At 73.5% G+C, this 25,555-nt stretch carries 22 protein-coding genes; 8 read left to right on the top strand and 14 right to left on the bottom strand.

Going from position 1 to position 25,555, the window contains the following annotated elements:
* Positions 1-50: 50 nt before the first annotated feature.
* On the bottom strand, positions 51-305 hold the full coding sequence (locus IPO09_17845; protein MBK9519173.1) for an Lrp/AsnC ligand binding domain-containing protein: 255 nt from the start codon (positions 303-305) through the stop codon (positions 51-53).
* Positions 306-429: 124 nt separating this feature from the next.
* On the bottom strand, positions 430-1,008 hold the full coding sequence (locus tag IPO09_17840; protein MBK9519172.1) for a hypothetical protein: 579 nt from the start codon (positions 1,006-1,008) through the stop codon (positions 430-432).
* 703 nt (positions 1,009-1,711) lie between these two features.
* Between IPO09_17840 and IPO09_17835 the strand changes: the two genes are divergently transcribed.
* Both IPO09_17835 and IPO09_17830 read left to right on the top strand, forming a co-directional pair.
* On the top strand, positions 1,712-2,257 hold the full coding sequence (locus IPO09_17835) for a CBS domain-containing protein (protein MBK9519171.1): 546 nt from the start codon (positions 1,712-1,714) through the stop codon (positions 2,255-2,257).
* Between the two features lie 351 nt (positions 2,258-2,608).
* Positions 2,609-4,483: a hypothetical protein gene (locus IPO09_17830; GenBank protein ID MBK9519170.1), complete on the top strand. Its 1,875-nt coding sequence runs from the start codon at positions 2,609-2,611 to the stop codon at positions 4,481-4,483.
* Positions 4,484-4,566: 83 nt separating this feature from the next.
* Here the strand turns inward: IPO09_17830 and secA are convergent, their stop codons facing one another.
* The gene (secA, locus tag IPO09_17825) at positions 4,567-7,401 is read right to left on the bottom strand and encodes a preprotein translocase subunit SecA (protein MBK9519169.1); all 2,835 of its coding nucleotides are present in this window, start codon (positions 7,399-7,401) and stop codon (positions 4,567-4,569) included.
* A 167-nt stretch (positions 7,402-7,568) separates the two neighbouring features.
* Between secA and IPO09_17820 the strand changes: the two genes are divergently transcribed.
* Positions 7,569-8,216, top strand: coding sequence for a C40 family peptidase (locus tag IPO09_17820; protein MBK9519168.1), 648 nt, complete (start codon positions 7,569-7,571; stop codon positions 8,214-8,216).
* A gap of 217 nt (positions 8,217-8,433) precedes the next feature.
* Here IPO09_17820 and IPO09_17815 read toward each other — a convergent pair whose 3' ends face one another.
* The 6 genes from IPO09_17815 to IPO09_17790 all read right to left on the bottom strand — a co-directional run bounded on the left by IPO09_17815 (position 8,434) and on the right by IPO09_17790 (position 14,840).
* Positions 8,434-9,351, bottom strand: coding sequence for a peptidoglycan DD-metalloendopeptidase family protein (locus IPO09_17815; protein MBK9519167.1), 918 nt, complete (start codon positions 9,349-9,351; stop codon positions 8,434-8,436).
* Between the two features lie 132 nt (positions 9,352-9,483).
* Entirely contained in the window at positions 9,484-10,353 is an 870-nt protein-coding gene (locus tag IPO09_17810; GenBank protein MBK9519166.1) for a Stp1/IreP family PP2C-type Ser/Thr phosphatase, read from the bottom strand.
* A 131-nt stretch (positions 10,354-10,484) separates the two neighbouring features.
* Positions 10,485-12,305 (bottom strand): DNA repair protein RecN, encoded by a 1,821-nt coding sequence (recN, locus tag IPO09_17805; protein MBK9519165.1) that lies wholly within the window; start codon positions 12,303-12,305, stop codon positions 10,485-10,487.
* Between the two features lie 99 nt (positions 12,306-12,404).
* Positions 12,405-13,097 carry a hypothetical protein gene (locus tag IPO09_17800; protein MBK9519164.1) on the bottom strand — a complete coding sequence of 231 codons (693 nt, stop codon included), beginning with the start codon at positions 13,095-13,097 and terminating at the stop codon, positions 12,405-12,407.
* A gap of 343 nt (positions 13,098-13,440) precedes the next feature.
* Positions 13,441-13,986: a GNAT family N-acetyltransferase gene (locus IPO09_17795; GenBank protein MBK9519163.1), complete on the bottom strand. Its 546-nt coding sequence runs from the start codon at positions 13,984-13,986 to the stop codon at positions 13,441-13,443.
* Between the two features lie 5 nt (positions 13,987-13,991).
* Positions 13,992-14,840: an NAD(+)/NADH kinase gene (locus IPO09_17790; GenBank protein ID MBK9519162.1), complete on the bottom strand. Its 849-nt coding sequence runs from the start codon at positions 14,838-14,840 to the stop codon at positions 13,992-13,994.
* Between the two features lie 15 nt (positions 14,841-14,855).
* Here IPO09_17790 and IPO09_17785 point away from each other — a divergent pair, with 15 nt between their 5' ends.
* Entirely contained in the window at positions 14,856-16,169 is a 1,314-nt protein-coding gene (locus tag IPO09_17785) for a replication-associated recombination protein A (GenBank protein MBK9519161.1), read from the top strand.
* A 117-nt stretch (positions 16,170-16,286) separates the two neighbouring features.
* Here IPO09_17785 and IPO09_17780 read toward each other — a convergent pair whose 3' ends face one another.
* Positions 16,287-16,553: a hypothetical protein gene (locus IPO09_17780; protein MBK9519160.1), complete on the bottom strand. Its 267-nt coding sequence runs from the start codon at positions 16,551-16,553 to the stop codon at positions 16,287-16,289.
* A gap of 329 nt (positions 16,554-16,882) precedes the next feature.
* Here IPO09_17780 and IPO09_17775 point away from each other — a divergent pair, with 329 nt between their 5' ends.
* Positions 16,883-17,524 carry an alpha/beta fold hydrolase gene (locus IPO09_17775; protein ID MBK9519159.1) on the top strand — a complete coding sequence of 214 codons (642 nt, stop codon included), beginning with the start codon at positions 16,883-16,885 and terminating at the stop codon, positions 17,522-17,524.
* 174 nt (positions 17,525-17,698) lie between these two features.
* On the opposite strand, the gene IPO09_17770 is transcribed toward IPO09_17775, so the two are convergent.
* The 3 genes from IPO09_17770 to IPO09_17760 all read right to left on the bottom strand — a co-directional run bounded on the left by IPO09_17770 (position 17,699) and on the right by IPO09_17760 (position 21,978).
* Positions 17,699-19,165 carry a sigma-54-dependent Fis family transcriptional regulator gene (locus IPO09_17770; GenBank protein ID MBK9519158.1) on the bottom strand — a complete coding sequence of 489 codons (1,467 nt, stop codon included), beginning with the start codon at positions 19,163-19,165 and terminating at the stop codon, positions 17,699-17,701.
* Between the two features lie 11 nt (positions 19,166-19,176).
* A complete protein-coding gene (locus IPO09_17765) occupies positions 19,177-20,703 on the bottom strand; it encodes a response regulator (GenBank protein ID MBK9519157.1) in 1,527 nt (508 codons plus the stop codon).
* 297 nt (positions 20,704-21,000) lie between these two features.
* Positions 21,001-21,978, bottom strand: coding sequence for a diguanylate cyclase (locus IPO09_17760; protein ID MBK9519156.1), 978 nt, complete (start codon positions 21,976-21,978; stop codon positions 21,001-21,003).
* A gap of 109 nt (positions 21,979-22,087) precedes the next feature.
* Here IPO09_17760 and IPO09_17755 point away from each other — a divergent pair, with 109 nt between their 5' ends.
* Positions 22,088-22,816 carry a hypothetical protein gene (locus tag IPO09_17755; GenBank protein MBK9519155.1) on the top strand — a complete coding sequence of 243 codons (729 nt, stop codon included), beginning with the start codon at positions 22,088-22,090 and terminating at the stop codon, positions 22,814-22,816.
* 22 nt (positions 22,817-22,838) lie between these two features.
* Here the strand turns inward: IPO09_17755 and IPO09_17750 are convergent, their stop codons facing one another.
* Positions 22,839-24,179 carry a hypothetical protein gene (locus IPO09_17750; protein ID MBK9519154.1) on the bottom strand — a complete coding sequence of 447 codons (1,341 nt, stop codon included), beginning with the start codon at positions 24,177-24,179 and terminating at the stop codon, positions 22,839-22,841.
* A gap of 66 nt (positions 24,180-24,245) precedes the next feature.
* Between IPO09_17750 and IPO09_17745 the strand changes: the two genes are divergently transcribed.
* Complete coding sequence (locus tag IPO09_17745; GenBank protein ID MBK9519153.1) at positions 24,246-24,830, top strand: cob(I)yrinic acid a,c-diamide adenosyltransferase; 585 nt, start codon at positions 24,246-24,248, stop codon at positions 24,828-24,830.
* Positions 24,827-25,537, top strand: coding sequence for an SDR family oxidoreductase (locus IPO09_17740; GenBank protein ID MBK9519152.1), 711 nt, complete (start codon positions 24,827-24,829; stop codon positions 25,535-25,537). The genes IPO09_17745 and IPO09_17740 overlap by 4 nt, the downstream gene beginning before the upstream one ends.
* Positions 25,538-25,555: the final 18 nt, after the last annotated feature.

The following is a 25,555-nucleotide window of genomic DNA, read 5'->3' as shown; positions in this document are numbered from 1 at the left end:
GGCCGCGCATCGGCCGATCCGGCGACGGGAGGGGCTTCCTTCACGGCCTCTCAGGCCGGCGCGTCGCCGCCGAAGGCCCGGTAGGCCAGCATGGTGGTGGTCTCGCGCATGCCCGGCACCCGCTGCAGCCGGTGGGTGATGAGGTCGCCGAAGGCGTCGTAGTCGTCGGCGTAGAGCTTCACCAGCAGGTCGTGGTCGCCGGTGATGGAGTGGACCTCGGAGACGCCGTCGAGCTCGATGATGGCGCGGGCCACCTCCTGCACCCGGCCCAGCTCGCACTTCACGAGGACGAAGGCTGCCTTCATGGTGTTCCCTCCGGGGAGCGACTGGCCCGTCTTAGCACGGGGAGGCGGGGACGGCTGGGGCGCGGGCTCGAGCATGGGAGCGACCGCGACCGCGACCCCGACCCCGACCCCGACCGCGACCCGGTCACGGCCACGTCGGCGCCGAGCCGTGCCAGTCGGCGGTGACCTCGAGCCACATGGCCAGGCCGGCGTAGCCGCCGTAGGGCGCATACCAGCGCCGCACCAGGGCGTCGGTGGGCTGGCGGCGCCGGCCGCGCAGGGATCGGAGCCGCTCGCGGGTCCAGGAGTCGAGCGCCAGGAAGTCCTGTCGGCCCAGCAGGCGGGCCAGGTGCTCGGCGGCGTACGGGCCGAAGCCGGAGAGCGCCAGCAGGCGGCGGCGCAGCTCGTCGGCGGGCAGGGCCGGGTCGCGCAGCGCCTCCAGGTCGAGCGCGCCGCCGGCCACCTGCCGCGCCAGGTCGCGCAGGTACGGGGCCCGGTAGCCGGCCTTCACCGTGTCGCGGAAGAACCGCTCCGGCTCGGCCGCCAGCGCCGCAGGCGAAGGAAAGGCCCGCTCGCCGCCCGGTCCAGCCTGGCCGAGCGCCTGGCAGAGCCGCTCCACCATGGACCGGGTGAGCGCCCAGGAGCAGTTGGTGGTGCACAGGGTCTTCACCGCGTCCTCGAAGACCGTGGGCGAGCGCAGCAGCCGGCCTGCGCCGCGGGCCAGCGCCCAGCGGAGGTCCGGAAGTTCCGCGTCACGGAGCCGAGACCCTGACCCCGACCCCGACCCCGACCCCGACCCTGACCCTGACCCCGACCCTGACCCTGACCCTGACCCCGACCCCGACCCCGACCCTGACCCCGACCCCGACCCTGACCCCGACCCTGACCCTGACCCTGACCCTGACCCCGACCCCGACCCTGACCCTGACCCCGACCCCGACCCCGACCCCGACCCTGACCCCGACCCTGACCCCGACCCTGACCCCGACCCCCCGCCCCCTCCCCCGCGCTCCGCCGCCGCCCTGCGGGCCTCGAGCCGCGCCGCAAGTGCCCGGAACGGCTCCAGATCGTCGTCCAGGGAGAGGGCCTGCCGCAGCTGGGCCTGGGCCTCGGCGGCTTCTCCGGCCGCTGGGCGACCGACCGCCAGCATCCGGAAGAGCAGCCCGCCTGGCCCCTCGGTCACCTCGGCGCGCACCGCCCGGCCGGTGCCGAGGACCAGCGGGCGCGCCAGCACCCGGCGCTCGGCGTCGTACCGCCAGGGGGCGAGATCATACCAGCCGTGGCTCCGGACGGTCAGGTCGAGGTCGAATGGGCTGGGAACACGCATCGGAGGCCCCGGTCGGGGGGTTGCCCCCTCACCGCCGCGGTGAGGAGATCGAGCCGTCACGTACCACGCTTTCGAGAACCCCAGCCTGAGAGGACACCCCATGGTGGTCGAGCGAGACGAGGCCGAGGTCGAGGTGCTGGAGGGCGACGAGGAGACGCCGGTGGTGGGGCGTCACCGCGACGTCGGACGGGAGATGCTGGAGACGACGCTCTCCGACCTGAAGCGGCAGCCGGCGGTGACGGTGGCCCCCGACGCCACCGTGTCCCGGGCCGCCGAGCTGATGCGCAAGAAGAAGGTGAGCGCGGTGCTGGTGAAGAAGGGCTCGAAGCTGGTGGGCATCTTCACCGAGCGCGACCTGGTCTCCCGGGCCATGGCGGCGAAGGCGTACGGGCGGGCCCCGGTGAAGAAGTTCATGACGCCCAGCCCCGAGACGCTGAAGCTCTCCGATCCGGTGGCCTACGCGCTCAACAAGATGAGCGTGGGGCGGTACCGCCACGTGCCGCTGGTCGGCAAGGACGGGAAGCCGGCCGGGGTCATCTCCATCCGCGACATCATCGACTTCATCGTCGAGCTCTGCCCGGAGGAGATCCTCAACCTGCCGCCCGAGCCGGAGCTGGCCGAGCACCCGACGGTGGACGGCGACTAGGAGCCGGCGGGATGACGAGTGGCCCCCGCGGCCGGCGGTCCCCCGGGGATCGCCGGCCGCGCCGCATCTCGGGAGCGGGGTGTCCTCCCGGTGCGGCGGCGGCCTGGCTCCCCTCCCCGGCCGGGCCGGACCGCACCTCGGGTGCGTGACGCACTGCGGGCACGGCCCATACCCAGGGGCTGACTCGCACTTGTCGTACGTCAAGGACCATGAGTGCGGTATATGGAATACCGGCTGCTCGCCCGGGACAGGTCCGGCCGGGCAGGCAGGCCATCGGGGCGGCCTGCCCGCGCAGGGCGAGCAGCAGGTCTCCGGGGGCGCTGGTACTCGAACGAAGGGAGAGCCGAACTCATGAGGTCCGTCTTGAAGGCCGCCGTCGCGGCCGCGCTGATCGTCGCCGCTCCGGCCGGGGCCACCATCGTGGAGCGGTACGCCGTCCGCTACGACCCCCTCACGCCCGACCTGAAGGGCGCCTACAGCAACGTGCTGCTCGACTCGGAGGGTGGCGTCCGGGTGGTCGGCCAGTACGACGCGGCCATCGTCGTCACCCGGCTGGACGCCGGCGGGAACACCCTCTGGACCGAGGAGATGCCGGGCCTGTCGCTGGCCTCAGGCGGCCTCTTCGGGCCAGGGCAGGCGGCGGCCATCGACTCCCAGGGCCGGACCTTCGTGCTCACCGGCGACGCCCGCCTCCTCGTCTTCCATCGGCTGGGCGGCGCCCCCTGGGACGTCGACCTCACCCCCACCCTGACCACCGCCTTCGCGCCCCTGGCCGTGGTGGTCGACGCCACCGACGCCGCCTACGTCGTCGGCACGCTCCCCACCCCGAGCGCGCAGCAGGACGTCGTGGTCCAGAAGATGAGCATCACCATGAACCCGGCCTGGACCAGGGTCCTCGACCGGAACCTCGGCCTGGACCAGCCGTCCCAGCTGCGGGCGCTGCCCGGCGGCGGCGTGGTGGTGGCCGGCACGAGCGACGGCGCCCTCTCGCTGTGGGGATACGACGCCGACGGGGGCCGTGGCCTCGACCTGCTCGGTCCGGCCATGTACGTGGACGAGCTCGAGGTGGCCGCCTCCGGCCAGGTCACCGTGGCCGGCGGCGTGCCCGACGGCCAGGGCGCCATCACCGGGCTGCAGGTGGTCCGCGCCGACGCCGCCGGGGCGGTGCTGTGGACGGCCACCATCCCCGGCTACCGCTTCGCCAACGGTGTCCGCACCGCCCCCGACGGCAGCGTCTACGTGGCCGGCGTCGCGAACCTCGACCTCACCTTCTTCAAGTACAGCCTCCTCAAGTTCTCCGGCGCCGGGCAGCTCCTCTGGGAGCGCACCTACGGGACCTACGGCGACAGCACCATCTACGCGCTGGAGCTCGACCGGGGCGACCCGGTCGTCACCGGCGAGTACGGCTACTGCGTCGGCCAGATCCTGACCATGAAGCACTCGGCCGCCGGCGACCTGCTGTGGCAGGCGAGCTACCAGCCCCCCGCCAGCGGCTGCAACAGCGTCAACTACGGCTATGCCCTGGCCATCGACGCCAACCACGACGTCCACGTGGCCGGCAGCTCGCTCGACTTCTCCACGGCCCAGGGCCACTACCCGTGGAAGCCGACGGTGCTCAAGTACGCCGACGTGGACCTCACCCCTCCGGTCACCACCGCCCAGCTGACCGGCACCACCGCCGGCAACGGCTGGTACCGCTCGGCCGTTTCGGTGAAGCTCACCGCCACCGACGCGGCCGACGTGCCGTCCGGCGTGAAGGAGCTCCGCTGGTCGCTCGACGGCGGCGCCACCGTGGTGGCGCCGGGCTCCACCGCGACCGTCAGCGTCACCACCGACGGGGCCCACGTGCTCACGGTCCGGTCGGTCGACCTCGCCGGCAACGTCGAGGCGGCGCAGGCCATCCCGGTCAACATCGACCGGGTCCGCCCGGTGGCCTCCATCACGGCGAGCCCCAGCGTGCTCAGGCCGGCCAACGGCCGCATGGTGGCGGTGCTGGTGTCCGGATCGGCGAGCGACGCCCGCTCCGGCGTGGCCGCCGCCACCTTCACCGTCACCGATGAGTACGGCCTGGTGCAGCCGGCGCTGACCGGCTTCGGCCAGACCATCCTGCTGCAGGCCTCGCGCCGGGCCTCGGACGGCAACGGCCGGGTCTACACCATCGCCGTCCGGGTCACCGACCTGGCCGGCAACGTCACCACCGCCAGCACCCGGGTGACGGTCCCGTAGGTCCGCGGCGGGCGCCGTGTCGGCGCCGAGACAGCGAGGTCCCCGCCGGCGTGCGCTGGCGGGGCCTCGCACCGCCGCGCCGGTCAGGCGGCGTCGTTCACCCCGTGGCACTTCTTGTACTTCTTGCCCGAGCCGCACGGGCAGGGGTCGTTGCGCCCGACCTTGGGCTGCTGCCGGACCACCGTCTCCTGCCTGGCCTTGGGCGCCTCGCCGTCCTCGCCGGCGCCGGCCCCGGCGTGGATCTCGGTGAGCCGCTGCAGCGCCTTGCGCTGGGCCGCCAGCCGCTTGGCCTCCAGCTCGGCGGCGCTCTCCTGCCGCACCAGCTGCAGGCGCAGGCAGTTGCCGACCACGGCGCTCTTCACCCGCCAGGTCATGGCCACGAACATCTCGTAGCCTTCCTTCTTGTACTCCTGCTTGGGGTCCTTCTGGCCGTAGCCGCGCAGGCCGATGCCCTGGCGCAGGTGGTCCATCGACAGCAGGTGGTCCTTCCACTGCTGGTCGATGGCCTGCAGGTAGAGCCACTGCTCGTAGCGGCGCAGCACCGGCACGCCGTCCTCGCCGGTGCCGAGCTCGGCCTCCTTGGCGGCGAAGGCCTTCTGCACCACCGCGAAGACCTGCTCCTCGATGGCCCGGCGGGCCTCGTCGGGGCGCCCCTGCGGCGCCGCGAAGGCCATGTCCACGCCGAACTGCTCCCGCACCAGCGAGGCCAGGCCGGTCAGGTCCCAGTCGCCCAGGTTGGGGGGGCACTGCCCCTGCACCATGTTGACGACCAGGTCCTCCACCAGGTCGAGCAGGTGCTCGCGCTGGTCCTCGAGCGACCAGACCTTCTCGCGGCGGGTCTTCACCCGGGTCTTGGGATCCTCGTCGTACTCCACCACCGGCACGCCGGCGCCGAAGCCCAGCACCATGCGGCGCAGCGCGTAGATGGAGCGCCGCTGCTGGTTCATCACGTCGTCGTACTCGAGCAGGTTCTTGCGGATGTCGAAGTTGTGCCCCTCGACCTTCTTCTGGGCGCCCTCGATCGACTTGGTGAGCCAGGGGTGCTCGATCTGCTCCCCGGGCTTCATGCCCATGCGCTCCATCAGCCCGCTGATCCGGTCGGACCCGAAGATCCGCATCAGCTCGTCCTCGAGGGACAGGTAGAAGATCGACGAGCCCGGGTCGCCCTGGCGTCCGGCCCGCCCGCGCAGCTGGTTGTCGATGCGGCGCGACTCGTGGCGCTCGGTGCCCACGATGTGCAGGCCGCCCAGGCCCACCACCTGGTCGTGCTCGGTGGCGCACTGGGTCCGGAGCTCGGCCACCCGCGCGGCCAGCCGGCTGGCCCAGTCGGCCCGCCGCGCCTCGAAGGCGGCCTGCTCCTCGCCGTCCATGGGGGCGTCCGGCTCCGGCCCCAGCTCGTGCTTGGCCATCATCTCCGGGTTGCCGCCCAGCAGGATGTCGGTGCCGCGGCCGGCCATGTTGGTGGAGATGGTGACCGAGCCCTTGCGGCCGGCCTGGGCCACGATGTCGGCCTCGCGGGCGTGCTGCTTGGCGTTGAGGACGTTGTGGGCCAGCCCGCGCCGCTTCAGCAGCGCCGACACCACCTCGCTCTTGGCCACCGAGACGGTGCCCACCAGCACCGGCTGGCCCTTCTTGGCGCGCGCCTCGATCTCCTCGCAGAGCGCGTTGAACTTCTCGCCCTCCGTCTTGTAGACCACGTCCTCGGAGTCCTTGCGGACGTTGACCTGGTTGGTCGGGATGACCATCACGTCCAGGTTGTAGGTCTTGGCGAACTCCTCCGCCTCGGTGTCGGCCGTGCCGGTCATGCCGGCCAGCTTGGAGTACATGCGGAAGTAGTTCTGGAACGAGACCGTGGCCAGGGTCTGGTTCTCGTTCTCGATCTTGACCCCCTCCTTGGCCTCCACTGCCTGGTGCAGGCCGTCCGACCAGCGCCGGCCCGGCATGAGCCGGCCGGTGAACTCGTCGACGATCAGGACCTCGCCCTCCTTGACCACGTAGTCCACCTCGTTGCGGTAGAGGTGGTGGGCTCGCAGCGCCTGCTCCACGTGGTGCAGGGTCTCGATGGCCTCCGGGTCGTAGAGGTTCTTGACCGCCAGCTTCCGCTCGATCTTCTCCACCCCGGCGTCGGTCATGACGATGGTCCGCGCCTTCTCGTCGACGGTGAAGTCGGCGTCGCGGATCATGGAGGGGATGACCTTGTTGACCTCGTAGTAGAGCTCGGAGGACTCGTCGGAGGGGCCCGAGATGATGAGCGGGGTGCGCGCCTCGTCGATGAGGATCGAGTCCACCTCGTCCACGATGGCGAAGTTGAGCTCCCGCTGCACGTAGTCCTGCAGCCGGAACTTCATGTTGTCGCGCAGGTAGTCGAAGCCGAACTCGTTGTTCTGGCCGTAGGTGATGTCGCTGCCGTAGGCGGCCTGGCGCTCCTGGTCGGTCAGGCCGTGCACGATGACGCCGGTGGAGAGCCCGCAGAACTTGTAGAGGCGGCCCATCCACTCGGAGTCGCGGCGCGCCAGGTAGTCGTTGACGGTCACCACGTGCACGCCGCGGCCGGCCAGGGCGTTGAGCACGCAGGGGAGCGTGGCCACCAGCGTCTTGCCCTCGCCGGTCTTCATCTCGGCGATCTTGCCGGAGTGCAGCACCGCGCCGCCGATGAGCTGGACGTCGAAGTGGCGCATGCCCAGGGACCGCACGCTGGCCTCGCGCACCAGGGCGAAGGCCTCCGGCAGCAGGTCGTCGAGGGTGCGCCCGCGCTGGGCCTCCTCCTTCCACTTCGCCGTCAGGCGCGGGAAGTCGGCGTCGGCCAGGGCCTTCATGCGGGGCTCGAGCTCGTTGATGCGCCCCACCAGCGGGCGGATCTTCTTGAGCTCGCGCTCGTTCTTGGTGCCGACGATCTTCTTGAGGACGTAGTCGAACATGGACGCTCTGGGTGCCTCTTCGAGGGGCGGCCAAGCTACGATGTTTCCGGCCGCGTGTGCCACCCCAATAACCATCCCGCGGCCCGCGTCAACACTTGGGTTTTTGGCGTCCCCCCGCCCCGCTCCCGTAGAGTGGCGCCGTGACCAGGCCTCCGCGCTTCCGGGCCCTGCTGGCCGCCGCGCTGGCGCTCGCCCTGGCGGGCTGCGCCGGGCCGGGCCGCTCGCTGCGCCAGGCCCTCGACGAGGCCGACCTGAGGGCCCGCCTGGCCGCCCGGGGCGCCGCCCTGCTGGGCCAGGGGCGGGAGCGGTTCGAGGTGGCCGGCGAGACCTTCAACCCCGACTGCTCTGGCTTCGTGGAGGCGGTCTACGCCGCCGAGGGGATCACCCTGCGCCGCATCCTCCGGGCAGCCGCCCCGCGCGAGCCCTCGGCCGTGGCGGCGGCCTGGCAGGCGGCCGGCCGCTTCGGCGAGCGCTGGGCCGGCGGGCGCTGGCCCTCGCCGGGCGACCTGGTCTTCTTCGACGCCACCTGGGACCGGGACCGCGACGGGGACTTCGACGACCCCCTCACCCACGTCGGCCTGGTGGAGTGGGTGGACGTGGACGGCACGGTGACCTTCCTGCACCGCGGCACGCACGGGGTGGCGCGCGCCCAGCTGAACCTCGCCCGGCCGGACGCGGCCCGCGACGGCACGGGGAGGCCGCTCAACTCCCCGCTGCGGACGCGCCTGCGGCGCGATGACGGCTCGAGGGTGCTGGCCGGGCAGCTGTTCGTCGGGTACGGGCGCATCGACGTGGGGCGGGCGCCGGTGAGGTGAGTGGCGCGGGGTGACCACCCGCCCGGCGGGCCAGGGCGGCGGGCCAGGAGGGGGCGGCGAGTCAGGAGGGGGGGGGCGAGCCAGGTGGGGCGAGCCAGCTGGCGGTGGGCCAGGTGGAGCGGGCGAGCCGGTCGACTCGCGATCCTGGCCGGGGGCGCGAGCAAGGTTCCGCCCGCTGGGCTCGCGCCGGTCGAGATTGCGCCGGTTGGGTTCGCGACTACTCGAGGATGAACTTGCGCGGGTTCTCGGGGATGCCGTTGACCCGGACCTCGTAGTGCAGGTGCGGCCCGGTGGACTTGCCGGTGTTGCCCACCGCCGCCACCTTCTCGCCCCGCGCCACCCGGTCGCCCAGCTTCACCAGCACCTCGGAGAGGTGGCCGTAGCGGGTCTTGACGCCGTAGCCGTGGTCGAGGACCAGCACCTTGCCGTAGCCGCCCTCCACGCCGCTGAAGACCACCACGCCGTCGGACGGGGCCAGCACCGGCTGGCCGTGGGGCGTGGCGATGTCCAGCCCCTCGTGCATCTGGCGGTCGGCGAAGACGGGGTCGATGCGGGTGCCGAAGTCGGAGGTGACCCAGCCGCGGGAGGGCCAGATGGACGGGGTGGAGGCCAGCAACGAGTGCTGGTCGTCGAAGTACTCCTGGAGCTCCCGCAGGCTCTGCTCCTGGCGGGAGGCCTCGGTCTCCAGCGAACCGAGGCGGCCAGGGAGGCCAGAGACGTTCTGCTCGGCGGCCGGGGCCGGCCCGGCCGGGGCCAGGTCCGGCTCGGCGGAGCCCACCGGCCCGATGGCCAGGTTGCGCTCCGGATCCTGCAGGGTGGTCACGGCGGTGCGCAGCTTGGCGTCGAAGCGCTCGACCCTGTCGAGGGTGGCCGAGATGTGGGCCACCTTCTCCTGGACCAGCAGCACCTGGCTGCGGAGCTGGGCGTTCTCCTCCTTGAGCACCGAGTTCTCGCCCGACGCCCCGAGGAGGCTCACGTAATGGCCGACGGTGAGCAGGGCGAAGAGGGCCAGGCCGACGCCGCTCCAGCCCACGTTCTGGAGCCAGCGCCGAGGAACCCGGAACTTGCGCACGGCCTGGCTGTGGTCGGAGACCACGATGACCGTGAAGATCTGGGACTTCGGGGCTTCGGCCATCCGGGCGGGCTCCAGGTGCAAAAGGCGACGGCCCGGGCATCCGGCGCCGGACAGTCGACCTTTGGGTAGCAGGCGTCGCGGAAGGGTGTCAAGGAACGAGGTCGAGGCGGCGCACCTGTTCGGGTCGACCCGTCAGGGATCCTTGGTCTGCTCGCCCGCCTCGGTCTGCTCGCCCGGCTCGCCCTGCCCGGTCTGTTCGTCGCGCTCGGCTGGCGCGCCTTCGGGCTCGGCCAGCCGGACCACGGCGACCGTGATGTTGTCGTCACCGCCTCGGTCGTTGGCCAGATCGACCAGCCGCTCGACGGCGTCCACGCCGTGCTCGGCCACCAGCTGCTGGATCTCCTGGTCCTCCACGAGGTTGGAGAGGCCGTCGCAGCAGACCACCAGCGTGTCACCGCCCTCCAGCTCCAGTCCCATGAGGTCGACCAGCACGTCGCGCTCGAAGCCGACCGAGCGGGTGATGATGTTCTTGAAGCGGCTGTGCTTGGCCTCCTCGGCGCTGATGGCGCCCAGGCGGAGCTGTTCGGCCACCAGGGAGTGATCCTGGGTGACCTGGTAGATGTGGCCGCCACGGAGCAGGTAGGCCCTGCTGTCGCCGACGTGGGCCACGAAGGCGGCCCGTCCGTCCACGAGCGCCGCCGTCACCGTGGTGCCCATCCCGGCCAGCTCGAGGTCGGACTGGGCGGCCTCGAAGATGACGGCGCAGGCGCGCTCCACCGCCTCGCGCAGCAGATCCGGCAGCGGGTTCTCCTCACCCTCCGCCCCCGACCCGAACAGGCCGGGCTCCTCCGCCCGCACCGCCAGCAGCTCGGCCCGGATGGTCTCGACGGCGAGCCGGGAGGCGGTGCCGCCGCCGGCGTGCCCCCCCATGCCATCGGCCACCACGAACAGGCCCAGGTCAACGTCTACCAGGAGCGCGTCTTCGTTGTGGTCGCGCCGCTGCCCGACGTCGGTCAGGCCGCGCGCGGCGATGCGAAGGGGCGGTGCCGCCACGCGCGGCAACTTACCCCCCGCGTCACGGGAGGGTCAACGCAAGTCGGACCGAGGGTACCCGGGCGACCTCTCCTCGGACCTGGAGGCGCCACCCTGGACGCCCCGCTACCCTGGACGCCCCGCTACCCTGGACGCCCCCGCTACCCTGGACGCCCCGCAACCCTGGACCGCACCGCTACCCGGGCCGCAGCCCGCCCAGCGACCGCCCGCCTCCCCCGAGCCGGCGCCTCTCCCGCGGCCTCGATGAGCGCCCCGGCATGCTCGAGCGCGGCCGGCGTCACCACCGCCCCAGCCAGCATCCGGGCCACCTCCTGCCGCCGCGCCTCCGGCGTGGCCAGCGGCAGGACCTCCGAGGTGGTGCGCCCCCCCGCCACCCGCTTCTGCACCCGGTGGTGGCGCGCTGCGAACGCGGCGATCTGCGGCAGGTGTGTGATGCAGACCACCTGCCGCCCCTGGCTCACCTCGGAGAGCACCCGACCCATGGCCTCCGCGACGGCGCCGCCGATGCCGGCATCCACCTCGTCGAAGACGTAGCACTGCACCGGGTCGCGCCGGGCCAGCGTTCGCTTCACCGCCAGCAGCAGCCGGGAAAGCTCCCCTCCGGACGCGATGCGGGCCAGCGGCCGCGCCGCCTCTCCCGGGTTGGGAGCCAGCAGGAGTTCGGCCCGCTCCGCACCGTCCGGCCCGAGCGTGAGCCCCCCGACAGGCAGGCCGCCCTCGGGCGGGGCGAAGGCCACCTCCAGCTGGCAACGGGCCATGGCGAGTCCGCCGAGCTCCTGCTGCACCGCCTCTCCGAAGGCCCGGGCTGCCTTGCGCCGCGCCCGCGAGAGCTGGCCCGCCAGCGCCGCCGCCTCGACCCCGGCCGCGTCCAGCAGCGGCCCGAGGGCCGCCAGCCGCTCCCCGCCCCCGGCCAGCCCCGCCAGCTCGGCCTCCATCTCGGAGCGCCGGGCCACCGCGGCCTCCAGCGTGCCGCCGTGCTTGCGGGCCAGGGCCCGGATGGCTTCCAGCCGCTCCGTCAGCTCGACCAGCCGCTCGGGGTCGCCGCCAGCCAGGTCGGCGTAGCGCCCCAGTTCGCGCCCGGCCTCGTCGAGCTCGATGGCAGCCGAGCGGAGCAGGGCCAGGGTGGGCTCGAGCCGGGGGTCGAGCGCGGCGGCGTCGAGCAGCGCCCGGACCGCCTGCCCCACTCGCTCGCCGGCCGCCCCGTCTTCTCCGTAGACCAGCCCCTCCGCCTCGCGCGCCGCGGCGCGGAGCCGCTCGGCGCTGGAGAGGACCCGCCGCTCCGCGTCCAGGGCCGCGTCCTCGCCGGGCCGGGGGTCCACCGTGGAGAGCTCGCGCAGCTGGAAGGCCAGGTAATCGGCGCGCCGAGCCCGCTCGGCGGCGTCGCGGGTCAGCCCGTCCCGCTCGCGAGCCAGCGCGGCCAGCGCGCCGTGGGCCAGCCGATACCTGGCCACCAGCGCGACCTCGCCCCGTCCCTCGGCCGCGTCCACGCCGGCGAAGGCGTCGAGCAGCGCCAGGTGTGTCCGCTCGTCGAGCAGGGACACGTGCTCGTGCTGGCCGGAGACGTCGACCACCCCTCGCAAGGCCTCGGAGAGGACCGAGGCGGTGACCAGCACCCCGTTCACGTAGGCGCGGCCGCGCCCGCCGCGCGAGGCGACCCGCCGCACCAGCAGCTCGCTGGTGGCGGCCGGCGGCCCCTCCTGGCGAGGCACCCCAGCAGCCGCCAGCCGCTCGAAGACCGGGTGCGCGGCGGGCAGCTCGAAGAGCGCCTCCACCACCGCCTCCTCGGCGCCGTCGCGCAGGACGTCGGCGCTCATGCGGCCGCCCAGCACCAGGTGGAGGGCGTTCACCAGGATCGACTTGCCAGCGCCCGTCTCGCCGGTGAGGACGTTCAGCCCGGGGCCGAACTCCACCTCGACCGAGTCGACGATCGCGAAGCCCGAGATTCGCAGGGTCGTGAGCATGAGGCGGATGCTGCCACCGGACCCTGACACTGCGCAAGTATTCAGTGGTCCTGGCGTTCAGGTGACCCGGCCTCGACCTCGACCTCGACCTCGAACGCCCTACAGCCAGCCGACCCGGAGCTCCGGCCTGGCCGCCACCAGCACGGCGTCGAGGCGCTCCAGGAACAACGGCGCGCTCGGCGCCTCCAGCAGCGGGATCGCTGCCTGGAGCGCAGCCTGCTCGAACTGGCGGGCCAGCGCCTCGTCGCCGTCGCCCGCCAGGGCGGCCAGGGCGCCCAGGTGCTCTCCGCCGCCGCGGGCCAGGTCGAGCTGGAGGCCCTGGAAGTTCACCAGGGCGAAGCGGCGCAACGTCAGACCGAGCTGGACCTCCTTCGAGGTGGCCTCCTGCCCCTCCGCCAGCATCTGCACGTGATAGTCGAGCGGCGAGAAGCGCATCAGCGAGCCGGTCAGGACGTCCACCCCGCCGGAGACGAGGGTGCTGCTGACGTCCAGGATGGCCACGGTGTTGAACTCGCGGGCCAGCTTGAACTCCTGCGTCAGGTGTCCCTCCTTCTCGAAGCGCGCCACGAACTGCCGGCCGCCCATGAAGTTGCGGGACATCACGACGGTCCGTGGCAGCTCGCCCTGGTACTGCCCGTCGATGGTGAGGCGCACGCCCGGGACGTTGGCGTCGAAGTTCAGCGTGTCGACGGTGCCGGTGAAGATGGTGGCGCAGCCGCCGAGCAGCAGGGAGGCGGCCGCGAGCGGGAGGAAGGCGGTCGGGCGAGCGGTGGGTGGGGTGGTCTCGGTCACGGGGGATCTCGCTGGTGGACGGGCGGCGTGGCGATGGATGCTCACACGCTGGGTCGGTTCGAGCAAGGCGGCATGCGGCAGGGCCGGAAGGCCGGCTGACCCCGTGCGCGAGGCGCGTCCGGAAGCGCTCAGCGGCCGCGACTGGGCCCCCGACCGCGACCGCGACCGCGACCCCGACCTCGACCTCGACCTCGACCCCGACCCCGACCCCGACCCCGACCCCGACCCCGACCTCGACCTCGACCGCGACCCCGACCCCGACCCCGACCTCGACCGCGACCGCGACCGCGACCCCGACCTCGACCCCGTCGGCGTCAGCGACGCCGACGGAGGAAGCAGCGCTTCACCCCGCCCTCGCCCTCCACTCGTCCGCGGTGAGCTCCCACAGCTCCTCGGTCATCCTCCCCGCCACGAAGTCACCCTCGCGGACGTCCACCACCCGCATGCCGGCGCTCGCCGAGAGGCGCCGCGACGCGGCGTTGGCGGAGGCCTTGGGGACTCGCAGCACGGGCATGCCGAGGGCATCGAACCAGTAGGCCGCCAGCGCCTGGCAGGCTTCCGTGCCGAGCCCGCGCCCTTGCCAGGGCAGCCCGATCCAGAGACCTCGGTTCTCGCGTTCGCCGCGCAGCAGGCCCCCCACGCCGACCAGCTCTCCGGGCGCCTCCCGCAGCCGCAGCGACCAGTGCCAGGCGTCCCCGCGCTCCATGGCCGGCAGGGCCTGGTCGCGCACGAAGACCAGGGCCCCGTCGGGCGGGTACGGCCAGGGCACGCGGCTCGCCAGGTGACGCACGATCTCCCAGCGCGGAAAGTGGGCCTGGATGGCCGGCGCGTCACCCAGCGCGAGCGGCCGCAGCAGGAGCCGCGCGGTCTCGAGCGCGGGGACCGACACCCCGCCTACCGCTCCCCCCACCGGAGCTTGGCCCGCAGCACGCCGAAGAAGTCGAGCTTCTGGTTCTTCACCAGCAGCACCCGGTTGTACGACTGCTTCACCTGCACCCGGTCGCCGCGCTGCAGGGCCGGACCCTTCTTGCCGTCGAGGGTCAGGAAGGTCTCGGCGTCGTTCATCAGCAGGATGTCGATGGTCTCGTCGTCCGGCACCACCAGCGGTCGCTGGGTCAGGGTGTGCGGGCAGATGGGGGCCAGCACCACGCCGCGCATGGTGGGGTAGAGGATGGGCCCGTTGGCGGCCAGCGCGTAGGCGGTGGACCCGGTGGGCGAGGCCACGATCATGCCGTCGGCCTTGAGGGTCGAGACGTACTTGCCGCTGCAGCGGGTGTCGAGCTCGGCCATGCGGCTGAACGGGCTCTTGGAGATGACGATGTCGTTGAGCACCTCGGTGTCGAGGGCCCGCTCCGGCCGCCCGCCGCGGTGCAGGTGGACGCGCAGCTTCATGCGCTGGGTCACCAGCGCCGTCCCTTCCAGCACCTGGTCGAGCGCCGGGTACATCTCGCTCTGCGGGGTCTCGGTCATGAAGCCCAGCGAGCCCATGTTGACCCCCAGGATGGGCACCGGGCGGCCGTCGAGCAGGTGGGCGGCGTGGATCAGGGTGCCGTCACCGCCCAGCACCACCACCAGGTCGGCGTCGCGGGCGATGACGGCCTCGTCGGTGAGGACCTCGATCCCCTTGTTGGTGAGGAACTGGCCGACGTAGGTGGCGGTCTCGGCCGCCTCGGCGCTGGTGTTCTTCGGGACGATCCCGACACGCCGCGGGACAGGGCAGGGGTGGCCTTCCATCCGGCGTATGTTATCCCGGTTTCCATGGACCTCTTCGATCACGCCGCCGACCGCGATATCGCCGGGAAGCCCCTGGCGGAGCGGCTGCGCCCGCGGCGGCTCGAGGACTTCGTCGGCCAGGAGCACGTGCTGGGCCCCGGGCGGGCGCTTCGGCGGGCCATCGAGGCCGACCAGGTGCCCTCGCTGGTGCTGTGGGGGCCGCCCGGCACCGGCAAGACCACCCTGGCGCGGCTGGTGGCCGGGCACACCGGCAGCTTCTTCGTCCCCTTCTCCGCGCTGCAGGGCGGCGTGAAGGAGATCCGCGAGATCGTGGCCGCGGCGCGCGACCGGCGCCGCATGGAGCGGAAGCGGACCATCCTCTTCGTGGACGAGATCCACCGCTTCTCGCGCGCCCAGCAGGACGCCTTCCTGCCGCACGTGGAGGACGGCACCATCGTGCTCATCGGGGCCACCACCGAGAACCCCAGCTTCGAGGTGAACGCCGCGCTGCTGTCGCGCTGCCGGGTGGTCACCCTGCGGGCGCTCACCGAGGAGGAGGTGGGGCAGCTGCTGGACCGGGCGGTGACCGCGGCGGAGGGGCTGGGCGGCGCGCCCACGCTCACCGCCGAGGCCAGGGAGGCGCTCTCCCGCTACGCCTACGGCGACGCGCGGCGCGCCCTGAACGCGCTGGAGGTGGCCGCCGCGGCGGTGCGCCTGGCCGGGCGCGCGGTCATCGACCGCGCCGACGCCGAGGAGGCGCTGCAGCAGAAGACGCTGCTCTACGACCAGGCCGGCGAGGAGCACTACAACGTCGTCTCGGCCTTCATCAAGTCGCTGCGGGGCAGCGATCCGGACGCGGCGGTCTACTGGCTGACCCGCATGCTGGAGGCCGGCGAGGAGCCCCGCTTCGTGCTCCGGCGCATGGTCATCTTCGCCTCGGAGGACGTGGGCAACGCCGACCCGCAGGCGCTGCAGGTGGCGGTGGCGGCGCTGCAGGCGGTGGAGCTGATCGGCCTGCCGGAGGGTGTCCTGCCCATGACCCAGGCGGTGGTGTACCTGGCGCTGGCGCCCAAGTCGAACACCGCGCTGACCGCCTACGCGGCGGCGCGCCGGCTGGTGCGCGAGCACGGGCCGCTGCCGGTGCCGCTCAAGCTGCGCAACGCCCCCACCAAGCTGATGGAGGGGATGGGCTACGGCGGCGGCTACCGCTACCCGCACGACTTCGACGGCCACTACGTGGCGGAGCGCTACCTGCCAGAGGCGCTCGAGCAGGAGGCCATCGTCAAGCTCTCGGAGAGCGGCCTGGAGCGGGAGCTGGGCCAGCGCTGGCGGGCGCTCAGGGGAAAGAAGGAGGGCTGAGCGGAGCCGGGGGCGGGCGCCGCCACATGGCCTCCAGCCGCTGCGCGTGGCCGTCCCTGCAAGTGGCCGTCCCTGCAAGTGGCCGCCCCTGCGAGTGGCCGTCCCGGCGCGCCGGACCTACCCTCCGCGCCGCACGCTCCCCTGCCGCGCACCCGCCGGTGCGGGCGTGAAGCAGGCGCGGTTCGCGAGGAGCAGCCCGATCCCCTCTGCCAGGTCGCCGCGAGCGCGCATGACGCGCGTGAGGCCGCGAATGACCCGGGCCGTGCCCTGGTACTCCTCGCGCGGCTCTGGCAGCAACTCCCAGGCCTCGAGGAAGAAGGCCAGCGCCTCGCCGTACTCGCAGGCCGCGAGGTGCAGCTCGCCGCGCAGGCAGAGCCGCTCCACTCCAGCCTTCTCGTCCCCTCGCAGGATCCTCGACACGTCGCCCCCCGGCTGCCTGTGATGTTGACCGGTCCCGACCGAGAATGTGAGCCGTTGGAGCAGGGGAACCCCGGTTGGGCCGAAACATGCCGACGGACCGACATGTGGACAGGTGTGGACGCGCACTGGGCCAGGGGAGTGCCGGGGGTCGCGGTCGGGGTTGGGGTCCTCGCGGAGCCCCTCACCCCGGCCCTCTCCCCGGAGGGGAGAGGGAGTGCGCAACTTCGAGGTCGAGGTCGAGGTCGGGGTCGCGGTCGGGGTCGCTCCCCACCATCCAGGGTAGTCTCCTGTGCGTGATCACCTACCTGCACGGCTTCGCCTCCGGCCCCTCCTCACGCAAGGCCCGCTACCTCTCGGAGGGCTTCGGCGCCCGCGGGGTGGCGGTGGCGACGCCCGACCTCACGCCCGGCGCGGACGGGTTCGAGCGCTCCACCCCGCTCAGCATGCTGGCCGAGGCGCGGGCCGCCATGGGCGACGCACCCGGACCACACGCCCTGATCGGCTCCTCCCTGGGCGGGTACCTGTCGGCGCTCCTGGCCTCCGGCGATCCCCGCGTCTCGCGCCTGGTCCTGCTGGCCCCGGCCTTCCGCCTCTTCGAGCGCTGGAGCGGCCGGCTCACCGCGGCCGAGCTGGAGGACTGGCGGGCGCGCGGACTGGCCACCCACCACCACGTGACGCAGACCGAGCGGCGCGTCGGCTGGCCCTTCTTCGAGGCCGCCTCCACCCTGCCCGCCTTTCCCGTGGTGGCGGTGCCCACCCTGGTGATCGCCGGGGCGCGCGACGAGACCGTGCCGCTGGCCGACGTGGCGGCCTGGGTGGAGCGGACGCCCTCGGCGCGGCTGATCACCGTGGACGACGGCCACGAGCTGGGCGCCTCGCTCGACCTGATCCTCCAGGAGGCCTGGGCCTTCCTGGCGCCGCTCCACGGGCGGTGAGCGCGGCTGGGGCACGGGCCGACGCTGCCTCATCCCGGCGGCCCCGCCCCCGGCCGACCCTCACCCGCCCCCCCCCCCGACGAAGACCGCGCCCCTCTCCAGCCTGGTAGGGCGGGAGAGGGGCGCGGGGGAAGTCGGGCCTCGGGTGGCGGCCAGCGCGGCCGGCGCCGCCGGCTAGGCCATCAGGCTGTTCTCGTCGCCGGGCTCGTCCGGCTCCACGTCGGTGCGGTACTTGCGCAGCACCCGCTTGAAGTTGGAGCGGTCCATGCCGGCCTTGCGGGCCGCCGCCGAGATGTTGTTGTCGCAGGCCCGCATCAGCGCCTCGACGTAGCTCTTCTCGAAGCGGCGCAGCGCCTGCTCCTTGGCGGCCGCGTAGCTCAGCGTGAGCCACTGCTGCTCGTCGCCGCCCGCCGGGACCTCGCGCACCAGCGGCGCGGTCCGGCCGGTCACCGCCGGCGGCAGGTCGGCCGGCGAGACGGTGTCGTTGCGGCACAGCACCACGGCGCGCTCCACCGCGTTCTCCAGCTCGCGCACGTTGCCGGGCCAGCGGTAGCCGCACAGCAGCTCGAGCGCCTCGGGCGAGAGCGTCTTGACCCGCTTGGCCAGGCGGTCCGAGTAGCGGCGCAGGAAGTGGTGGGCCAGCAGCGGGATGTCCTCGCTGCGCTCGCGCAGCGGCGGCAGCGGGATGTTGATGACGTTGAGCCGGTAGAAGAGGTCCTCGCGGAACCGGCCGGACTTCACCAGCTTGGGCAGGTCGCGGTGGGTCGCCGCCAGCACCCGCACGTCCACCTTCACCGAGTCGGCCGCGCCCACCCGCTTGATCTCGCCCTCCTGCAGCACCCGCAGCAGGCGGACCTGGGTGGAGAGCGGGATGTCGCCGATCTCGTCGAGGAAGATGGTGCCGCCGTCGGCCGCGTCGAAGAGCCCCTTCTGGTCGCGCTGCGCGCCGGTGAAGGCGCCCTTGACGTGGCCGAAGAGCTCGCTCTCCAGCAGGGTCTCGGTGAGGGCGCCGCAGTTGAGGGCCACGAAGGGGTGCGACTTGCGCGGGCTGCGGGTGTGCAGCGCGCGGGCCACCAGCTCCTTGCCGGTGCCGCTCTCGCCGGTGATCAGGACGGTGGTGGCGGAGTAGGCCACCGCGTCGATCATCCGCTGCACCTCGCGGATGGGGGCGGCGGCGCCCACCAGGCCGTCCGGCGGCAGCCCCTCGCGCTCGCGCAGCTGGTTCTCCAGCTGCTTGTTGCGATCCCACAGCGCCTTGCGCTCGGCCGCCTTGGCCACCGAGCGGGCCACCAGCTCGACGTCGTCGAAGGGCTTGGTGAGGTAGTCGTAGGCCCCGCTGCGGACCGCCTGCAGCGCGGTCTCCACCGTGGCGTGGCCGGTCATCATGATGACCTCGATCTCCGGCCGGCGGTGCTTCACCGCGTTGAGGAGCTCGAGCCCGGAGAGCTGCGGCATCTTGATGTCGAGCAGGGCGACGTCGAAGTCCTCGGTGGCCAGCTTCTGGGTGGCCACGATGGGCGAGTCCAGGCCGGTCACCTCGTAGCCCTTCTTGCGCAGCAGCGACTCCAGGGCGCGCAGCAGGGTCGGCTCGTCGTCGACGACGAGGACACGGACGGGCTTCAGGTCAGCGGTGTCGCTCATGCGGTGCCCCTTCAGGGTTCCCGGGACGGGACGGGAAGCTCGAGGACGAAGCAGGCTCCCTGCTCGTCCCCCGGCTCCAGGCGGATGGTGCCGCCGTGCTCTTCGGCGATCTGGTAGCAGATGGAGAGGCCGAGGCCGGTGCCCTGGCCCTCCGGCTTGGTGGTGAAGAACGGCTCGAAGATGCGCCGCGCCACCTCGGGCTTGATGCCCGGGCCGGTGTCGGCCACCGAGAGGCGGACCCGGCCGGCGCCGGCCGAGCCGGTGGAGACGGTGATGCGCCCGTCCCCGGCCAGCGCCTGCACGGCGTTGACCACCAGGTTCACCACGATCTGCTGGATCTGGTTGGCGTTGGCCAGGGCCACCGCCTCGTCGAACTCGCGCACCACCTCGACCCGGCCGTCCTTGAGCTGCGACTGGAGCAGGAAGAGGGCGTCTTCGGCCACCTGCGAGAGGACCACCGGCCCCTTCTCCTCCTCGCGCGGGCGGCGCGAGAAGCGCAGCAGCGACTCGACGATGCGCTTGGCGCGCACCGCCGCGTCGGTGATGAGGCGCAGGCTCTCCTGGTCGTCGGGGGTGCGGTTGGCGTCCCGGCTCATGAGCTGCGCGAAGGCCAGGATGCCGCCCAGCGGGTTGTTGATCTCGTGGGCCACGCCGCCGGCCAGCTGGCCCACCGCCGACATCTTCTCGGCGTGGAAGAGGCGGCGCGACACCTCGCGCTCGTCGGTGACGTCCTTGAAGACCAGCACCTGCGACTCGCCGTCCTCGAAGGGGAAGGCGCGCACCAGCCAGGTGCGGTCGCCGAAGGCGGTCTCGCGCTCGGCGCCGCCGCTGGCCGGCATGGCGCAGCGGGTGGGGCACGGCAGCTGCCCGTAGGCGTGGTCGGCGCAGCGCAGCCCGGCCAGGTTGGCCACGCTGACGCCGGCGGCGCGGGCGAAGGCGGTGTTGGCGCGCACCACCTCGCAGCCGCCACCCCGGACGATGGCCATGGGGTCGCCGATGGCGTCGAAGCTGGCGCGCCACTCCTGGGCGGCGCGCACCAGGGCGGCGGAGCGCTGCGCCAGCTTGCCGTCGAGGTCGCGGTTGAGCTTCTCGAGCTCGTCGTTGCGCAGCGTCAGCAGCCCCTGCAGGCGGCTGTTCTCGTCCACCATCCAGTACTGATCGATGGCGCTCTGGATGGTGATGATGAGGTGGGCGTCGTCCCAGGGCTTCCAGATGAAGCGGAAGATCTCCGACTGGTTGACGGCCTCCTCGATGGCGGTGGAGTCGGCCTGGCCGGTCAGGAGCACCCGCTGGATGCGCGGCCAGCGCTCCTTGACGGCGCGCAGGAACTCCACGCCGCTCATGCCGGGCATGCGGTAGTCGGAGACCACCACCTGCACCGGCTCCTGCTCGAGCAGGGTCAGCGCCACGGCCGCGTCCGGCGCGTCCAGGATCTTGGCCTTGGCGCGGCGCAGCACCCGGCGCAGCGCGCGGCGGACGTGCTCGTCGTCGTCGACGATGAGCAAGGTGGACTCCGGCACCTGGTCTGGTGCCCGGATGCCGCTGGGGCCGGGGCTTTGTAGAGTTGTCTCCACGGGTCACAGCCAGGCTGCACGCGACGATCCACCCGGGTCGGCGCGAGGTAGGCGTGATTTCAACGACTTGGTGGCGGTGGGTCCCGGGTAGTCCATCGCCCCCGGGTCAGGGTATACCCGGCTCCTGACTCACCGCCAGGGTCAGACAGGGTCAAGGTGGGTCGCGGCGCCCTGCCGCGTGGGGCCCGGGCGCTGGCCATCTGGCCCCTACGGGGGAGCACTCCCCGGCGCGCGGACGCGAGGCCAGCAGCGCCCGGCGGCTCAGGACTTGCGCGCCTCGTACAGGTAGTTCTGCGCCTGGTAGAGGCAGATGGTGTTCCGGCCGGAGTGCTTGGCCTGGTAGAGCGCCTCGTCGGCGAACTTCACCAGCAGCTCGGCGGAGGTGATGTCCTTCGACGGGAAGAAGGCCAGCCCGACCGAGGCCGTCACCTTCACCTCCACCGGCTTGGCCCGCCCGACCTCCGGGACCTCCTGGTGGTAGACCTTGGCCCCCAGCTCGCGCCAGATGCGCTCGGCCACCGCCAGCGCGCCGGAGAGGTGGGTCTTCGGCAGGATCACCGCGAACTCCTCCCCGCCGTAGCGCGCGCAGATGTCCGGGTCGCGGATGGAGGCCCGGATGCACGCGGCCGCCTCGCGCAGCACCACGTCGCCCATCTGGTGGCCGTAGCCGTCGTTGACCCGCTTGAAGTGGTCCAGGTCCACCATGATGAGCGAGACCGGATCGCTGTAGCGCTGCGCCCGGCGGAACTCCTCCTGCAGCCGCTCGTCGAAGAGCCGCCGGTTCTTCAGCCCGGTCAGCCCGTCGGTGACCGACTGCTCGGCCAGCTTGCGCTGGGTGGCCCGCAGCTGGTCCTGCAGCGACTTGATGTGCAGCATCGCCTTGCAGCGCCAGAGCATCTCCTCCGGCTCGAAGGGCTTGGCCAGGTAGTCGGAGGCCCCCAGCTTCAGGCCCCGCACCTTGGAGTCGAGGTCGCTGCGGGCCGAGACGATGATGACCGGGATGAAGTGCTCGTCGGGCCGCGGGTTGACGTGCCGCAGCACCTCGAGCCCGTCCATGTCCGGCAGGATCATGTCGAGCAGCACCAGGTCGGGCGGGTCGGTGCGGACCTTGAGGATGGCCTCGGTGCCGGTGGCGGCGGAGCGGACGTCGTAGCCCTCGCGCGCCAGCACCCCCACCAGCTTGTCGAGCTGGGTGCGGGAGTCGTCCACCACCAGGATCTTCGGGCGTTCCTCGGCCACGGCGAGACCTTAACCGAATCCGGCCCGGTCGCCACGCCGCCTTCGCCTGAAGACGCCGCGGGCCTCCACTGACGGTGCGGGCGGGCGGGCCGGTGCTACCCTGCTGGCCATGGCTCGGCGCGCCCACCCGGAGGACCGGGCCCGGATCCTGGCGGAGGCCCTGGCCCGGGCGGGGGCGGCCGCGCCCCACGGGGTGGTGGTCTTCGACCTCGACTCCACCCTGCTGGACAACCGGCCCCGCCAGGCCCGGATCCTGCGGGAGTACGGGGCGCTGGCCGGGGTGCCGGCCCTGGCGGGCGCGCGCCCCGAGCACTGGACCAGCTGGGACCTGGCCGAGGCCCTGGCCCACGCCGGCCTGGCCCCCGGCGAGGTGGCCCGCCACCTGCTCCCGGCCCGCCGCTACTGGGGCCAGCACTTCTTCACCAGCCAGTACTGCCGGGACGACGGCGTGGTGCCCGGGGCCCCGGCCTTCGTGCGGGCGCTCGGCGCCGCCGGGGCGCAGCTGGCCTACGTCTCCGGCCGACCGGAGCGCATGCTGGCGGGCACGCTCGAGACCTTCCGGCGCTTCGACCTGCCGCGCCCCGACGGCCGGCGCGTCCACCTGCTGCTCAAGCCGGAGGCGCCGCTCGACGACGACCAGTGGAAGGCGCTGGCGTCGGCCCGCGTGGCCAGGCTGGGGCCCCTGGTGGCCGCCTTCGACAACGAGCCGGCCCACGTCAACGGCTACGCCCTGGCCTTCCCGGCGGCGCTCTGCGTCCACCTCGACACCGACCACAGCCCGCGCCCCATCGCGGTGCGTCCCGAGGTGCCGTCCATCGCCGACTTCACCGACGGGTGAGGGCGGCGCCGCCGCGCCGCGGCTACCGCAGCCGCTCGTAGACGTCCTCCGGGATGACCGGCGCCAGCCCGCCGCCCCCCAGGATGTTGACGATGGGCGAGGCGGCGGCCCGCACCACCGACCCGCCCGGCCGCACCGGCCCGAGGCCGCAGTAGGTCGAGAGGTCGCGGTAGAGGACGCCCTGGGTCTCCTCGTCGCCGGCGATGCGGGTGGCCGGCTTTCGCACGGCGAAGATCCGCTCCTGCGCGATGAAGCCGCCGCCGCGCCCGTCGGCCAGCGCCTCGTCGACCACCCGCTCCCAGGCCGGCTGCGCCAGCTCGGCGCCCAGGTGCACCGACTTGCCGCCGTAGTCCCAGCTCCGCTTGATGACGTACCCCTCCCGCGCGGCCTTGATGCGGCCGGCGGTGGCCTCGTCGAGCCGCCGCGTCCAGGGCAGCCGCGCCGCCGCCCCGCGCTCGGCCTCGTCGAGCCCGGCCCGCGCCGCCAGCGCGCCGTCGCTGGCGCACTCGGAGAGCCGGGCGAAGAGCCCCTTGGCCTCCAGCAGGCCGTTCACCGGGTTGAGCAGCGTGAAGCGCCCCGGCGCCAGCAGCGCGCGGGCGAAGGGGGCGTCGGGCGCCACCCGGTGGGCCCAGACGTGGCGGTAGAGCAGGTCCCAGTCCTCCGGCAGGCAGGTGGTGGGGAGCAGGTTCTCCACCCGGTGGCCCTGCGCCCGGAAGTGGGCCTCCAGGCACCTGAGCTCGCCGATCTGGGCGTCGCCCTGGCGCGCCACGATGGCGATGGAGGGCCGGGCCCTGGCGCCGCCGCGGGCCCGGTAGGCCGCCACCAGCGCCTCGCGCAGGCTCTCCATGTGGCTGCCGCAGGCGGCCACCAGCTCGCCCGCCTCCCGCGGCGTGCGGCCCCGGGCGGCGGCCGCGGCGCGCAGCCAGGCGTGGGCCGCCAGGTCGGCGTAGGCTGGCATGGCCGGGATGGTGGCGTTCAGCTCCAGGGCCCGGGGCGGCCCGCCGCCCTCGGGGACCAGGAAGTCCACCCGGGCCACCACCGCCGGCAGCGGCGCCTCGGTGAAGAGCCTGGCCATGGCCTCGGCCTCGAGCCCGGCGAACGGCTCCACCAGCGCCGCCCGGTCGCGCTCGTCGCCGGAGGCGAGCAGCGCCCGGGCCAGCTTCACCGAGCCGGAGAGGATCAGCTCGGCCTCGCGCGCCGCGGCCTCGAGCGCGGCGCGGGGCATCACCTCCGGCTCGGCCAGCAGCGGGATGGGCACCACCACGCCGTCCGGCCGCAGCACGGTCATGCCGCCGGCCCAGGCCAGCCTGGCCGCCGCGCGCCCCACCTCGGTGGCTCGCTCCCCCTCGAAGATCGGCTGCATCCCGCTCCCTCAGGCCCCCGTCGCCCGCGTTGCGATGGCCGGGGCCCGGTGATAGGCACATCGCGAATGAAGATCTACACGAAGAGCGGCGACGGCGGAGAGACTGGCCTCTTCGGGGGCGGCCGGGTGCGCAAGTGCGACGCACGGGTCGAGGCCTACGGCGCCGTGGACGAGGCCTGCGCCGCCATCGGGCTGGCGCGCGCCGCCCTGGCCGAGGGCGGGCGGGCTGATCCCGAGCTCACGGGCGAGCTCAAGCGCATCCAGGACGAGCTCTTCTGCGTGGGCGCGGAGCTCGCCACGCCGCACGGCGTGAAGGCGCGCTCGGTGGTGCCGGCCCTGGAGCCCGGCTGGGCCGAGCGGCTGGAGCGGGCCATGGACCGGTGGGACGCCGAGCTGCCCGTGCTGCACCAGTTCGTGCTGCCGGGCGGCACCCGCGCCGCGGCGGCGCTGCACCTGGCCCGCGCCGTCTGCCGGCGGGCCGAGCGGCAGGTGGTCTCGCTGGCCGCCGGGGTGGAGGTGGACCCGCTGGCCCTGGTGTACCTGAACCGGCTCTCCGACCTCCTCTTCGTGGCGGCGCGCCTGGCCAACCACCGGGCCGGCCAGGCCGAGGTGCACTGGGACCCGAAGGCGGACCGCTCGGGCCCGGCATGAGCCCCGCCCCCAGGGTCGCGCTGGTCACCGGCGCCGGCGTCCGGGTGGGCGCCGCCATCGCGCGCCACCTCGGCCGCCACGGCTACCGGGTGGCGGGCCACTACCTGACCCACCGGCCGCGCGGCCTGGCGGCGGCGCTGCAGGCCGACCTCTCCACCCCCGACGGCCCCGCCGCGCTGGCCCGCGCCTTCCGCGGCGCGTTCGACCGGCTCGACCTCCTGGTGAACGGCGCCGCCGGCTTCGACGAGCGGTCGCTGGCCGCCACCGACGCGGCCGCCTGGGACGCCCAGCTGGACCTGAACGCCCGGGCGCCGCTCCTGCTGACCCGCGCCCTGGCCCCGCTGCTGCGGCGCTGCGGCGGCAGCGTGGTCAACGTGGCCGACGTGGGCGGCGGGCTGGTGGCCTGGCGGGGCTTCGCCGCCTACTGCGCCTCCAAGGCGGCGCTGGTGCGGCTCACCGAGTGCCTGGCGCTCGAGCTGGCGCCGCGGGTGCGGGTCAACGCGGTGGCCCCGGGCACGGTGCTCTGGCCCGAGGCCTACCCGGCGGCGCGGCGGCGGCGGCTGGCGGCGCGCATCCCGCTCGGCCGGGCCGGCACGCCCGACGACGTGGCGGCGGCCGTCCGCTTCCTGGCCGAGGCGCCCTACGTCACCGGGGTGGTCCTGCCGGTGGACGGCGGCCGGCGGCTCTCCGGGCGCGGCCGGGAGTAGCCGGCACCCCCCTGAGAG

Source organism: Anaeromyxobacter sp. (assembly GCA_016718565.1).
GTDB lineage: Bacteria > Myxococcota > Myxococcia > Myxococcales > Anaeromyxobacteraceae > JADKCZ01.
This window is presented reverse-complemented; position numbering and strand designations above follow the sequence as displayed.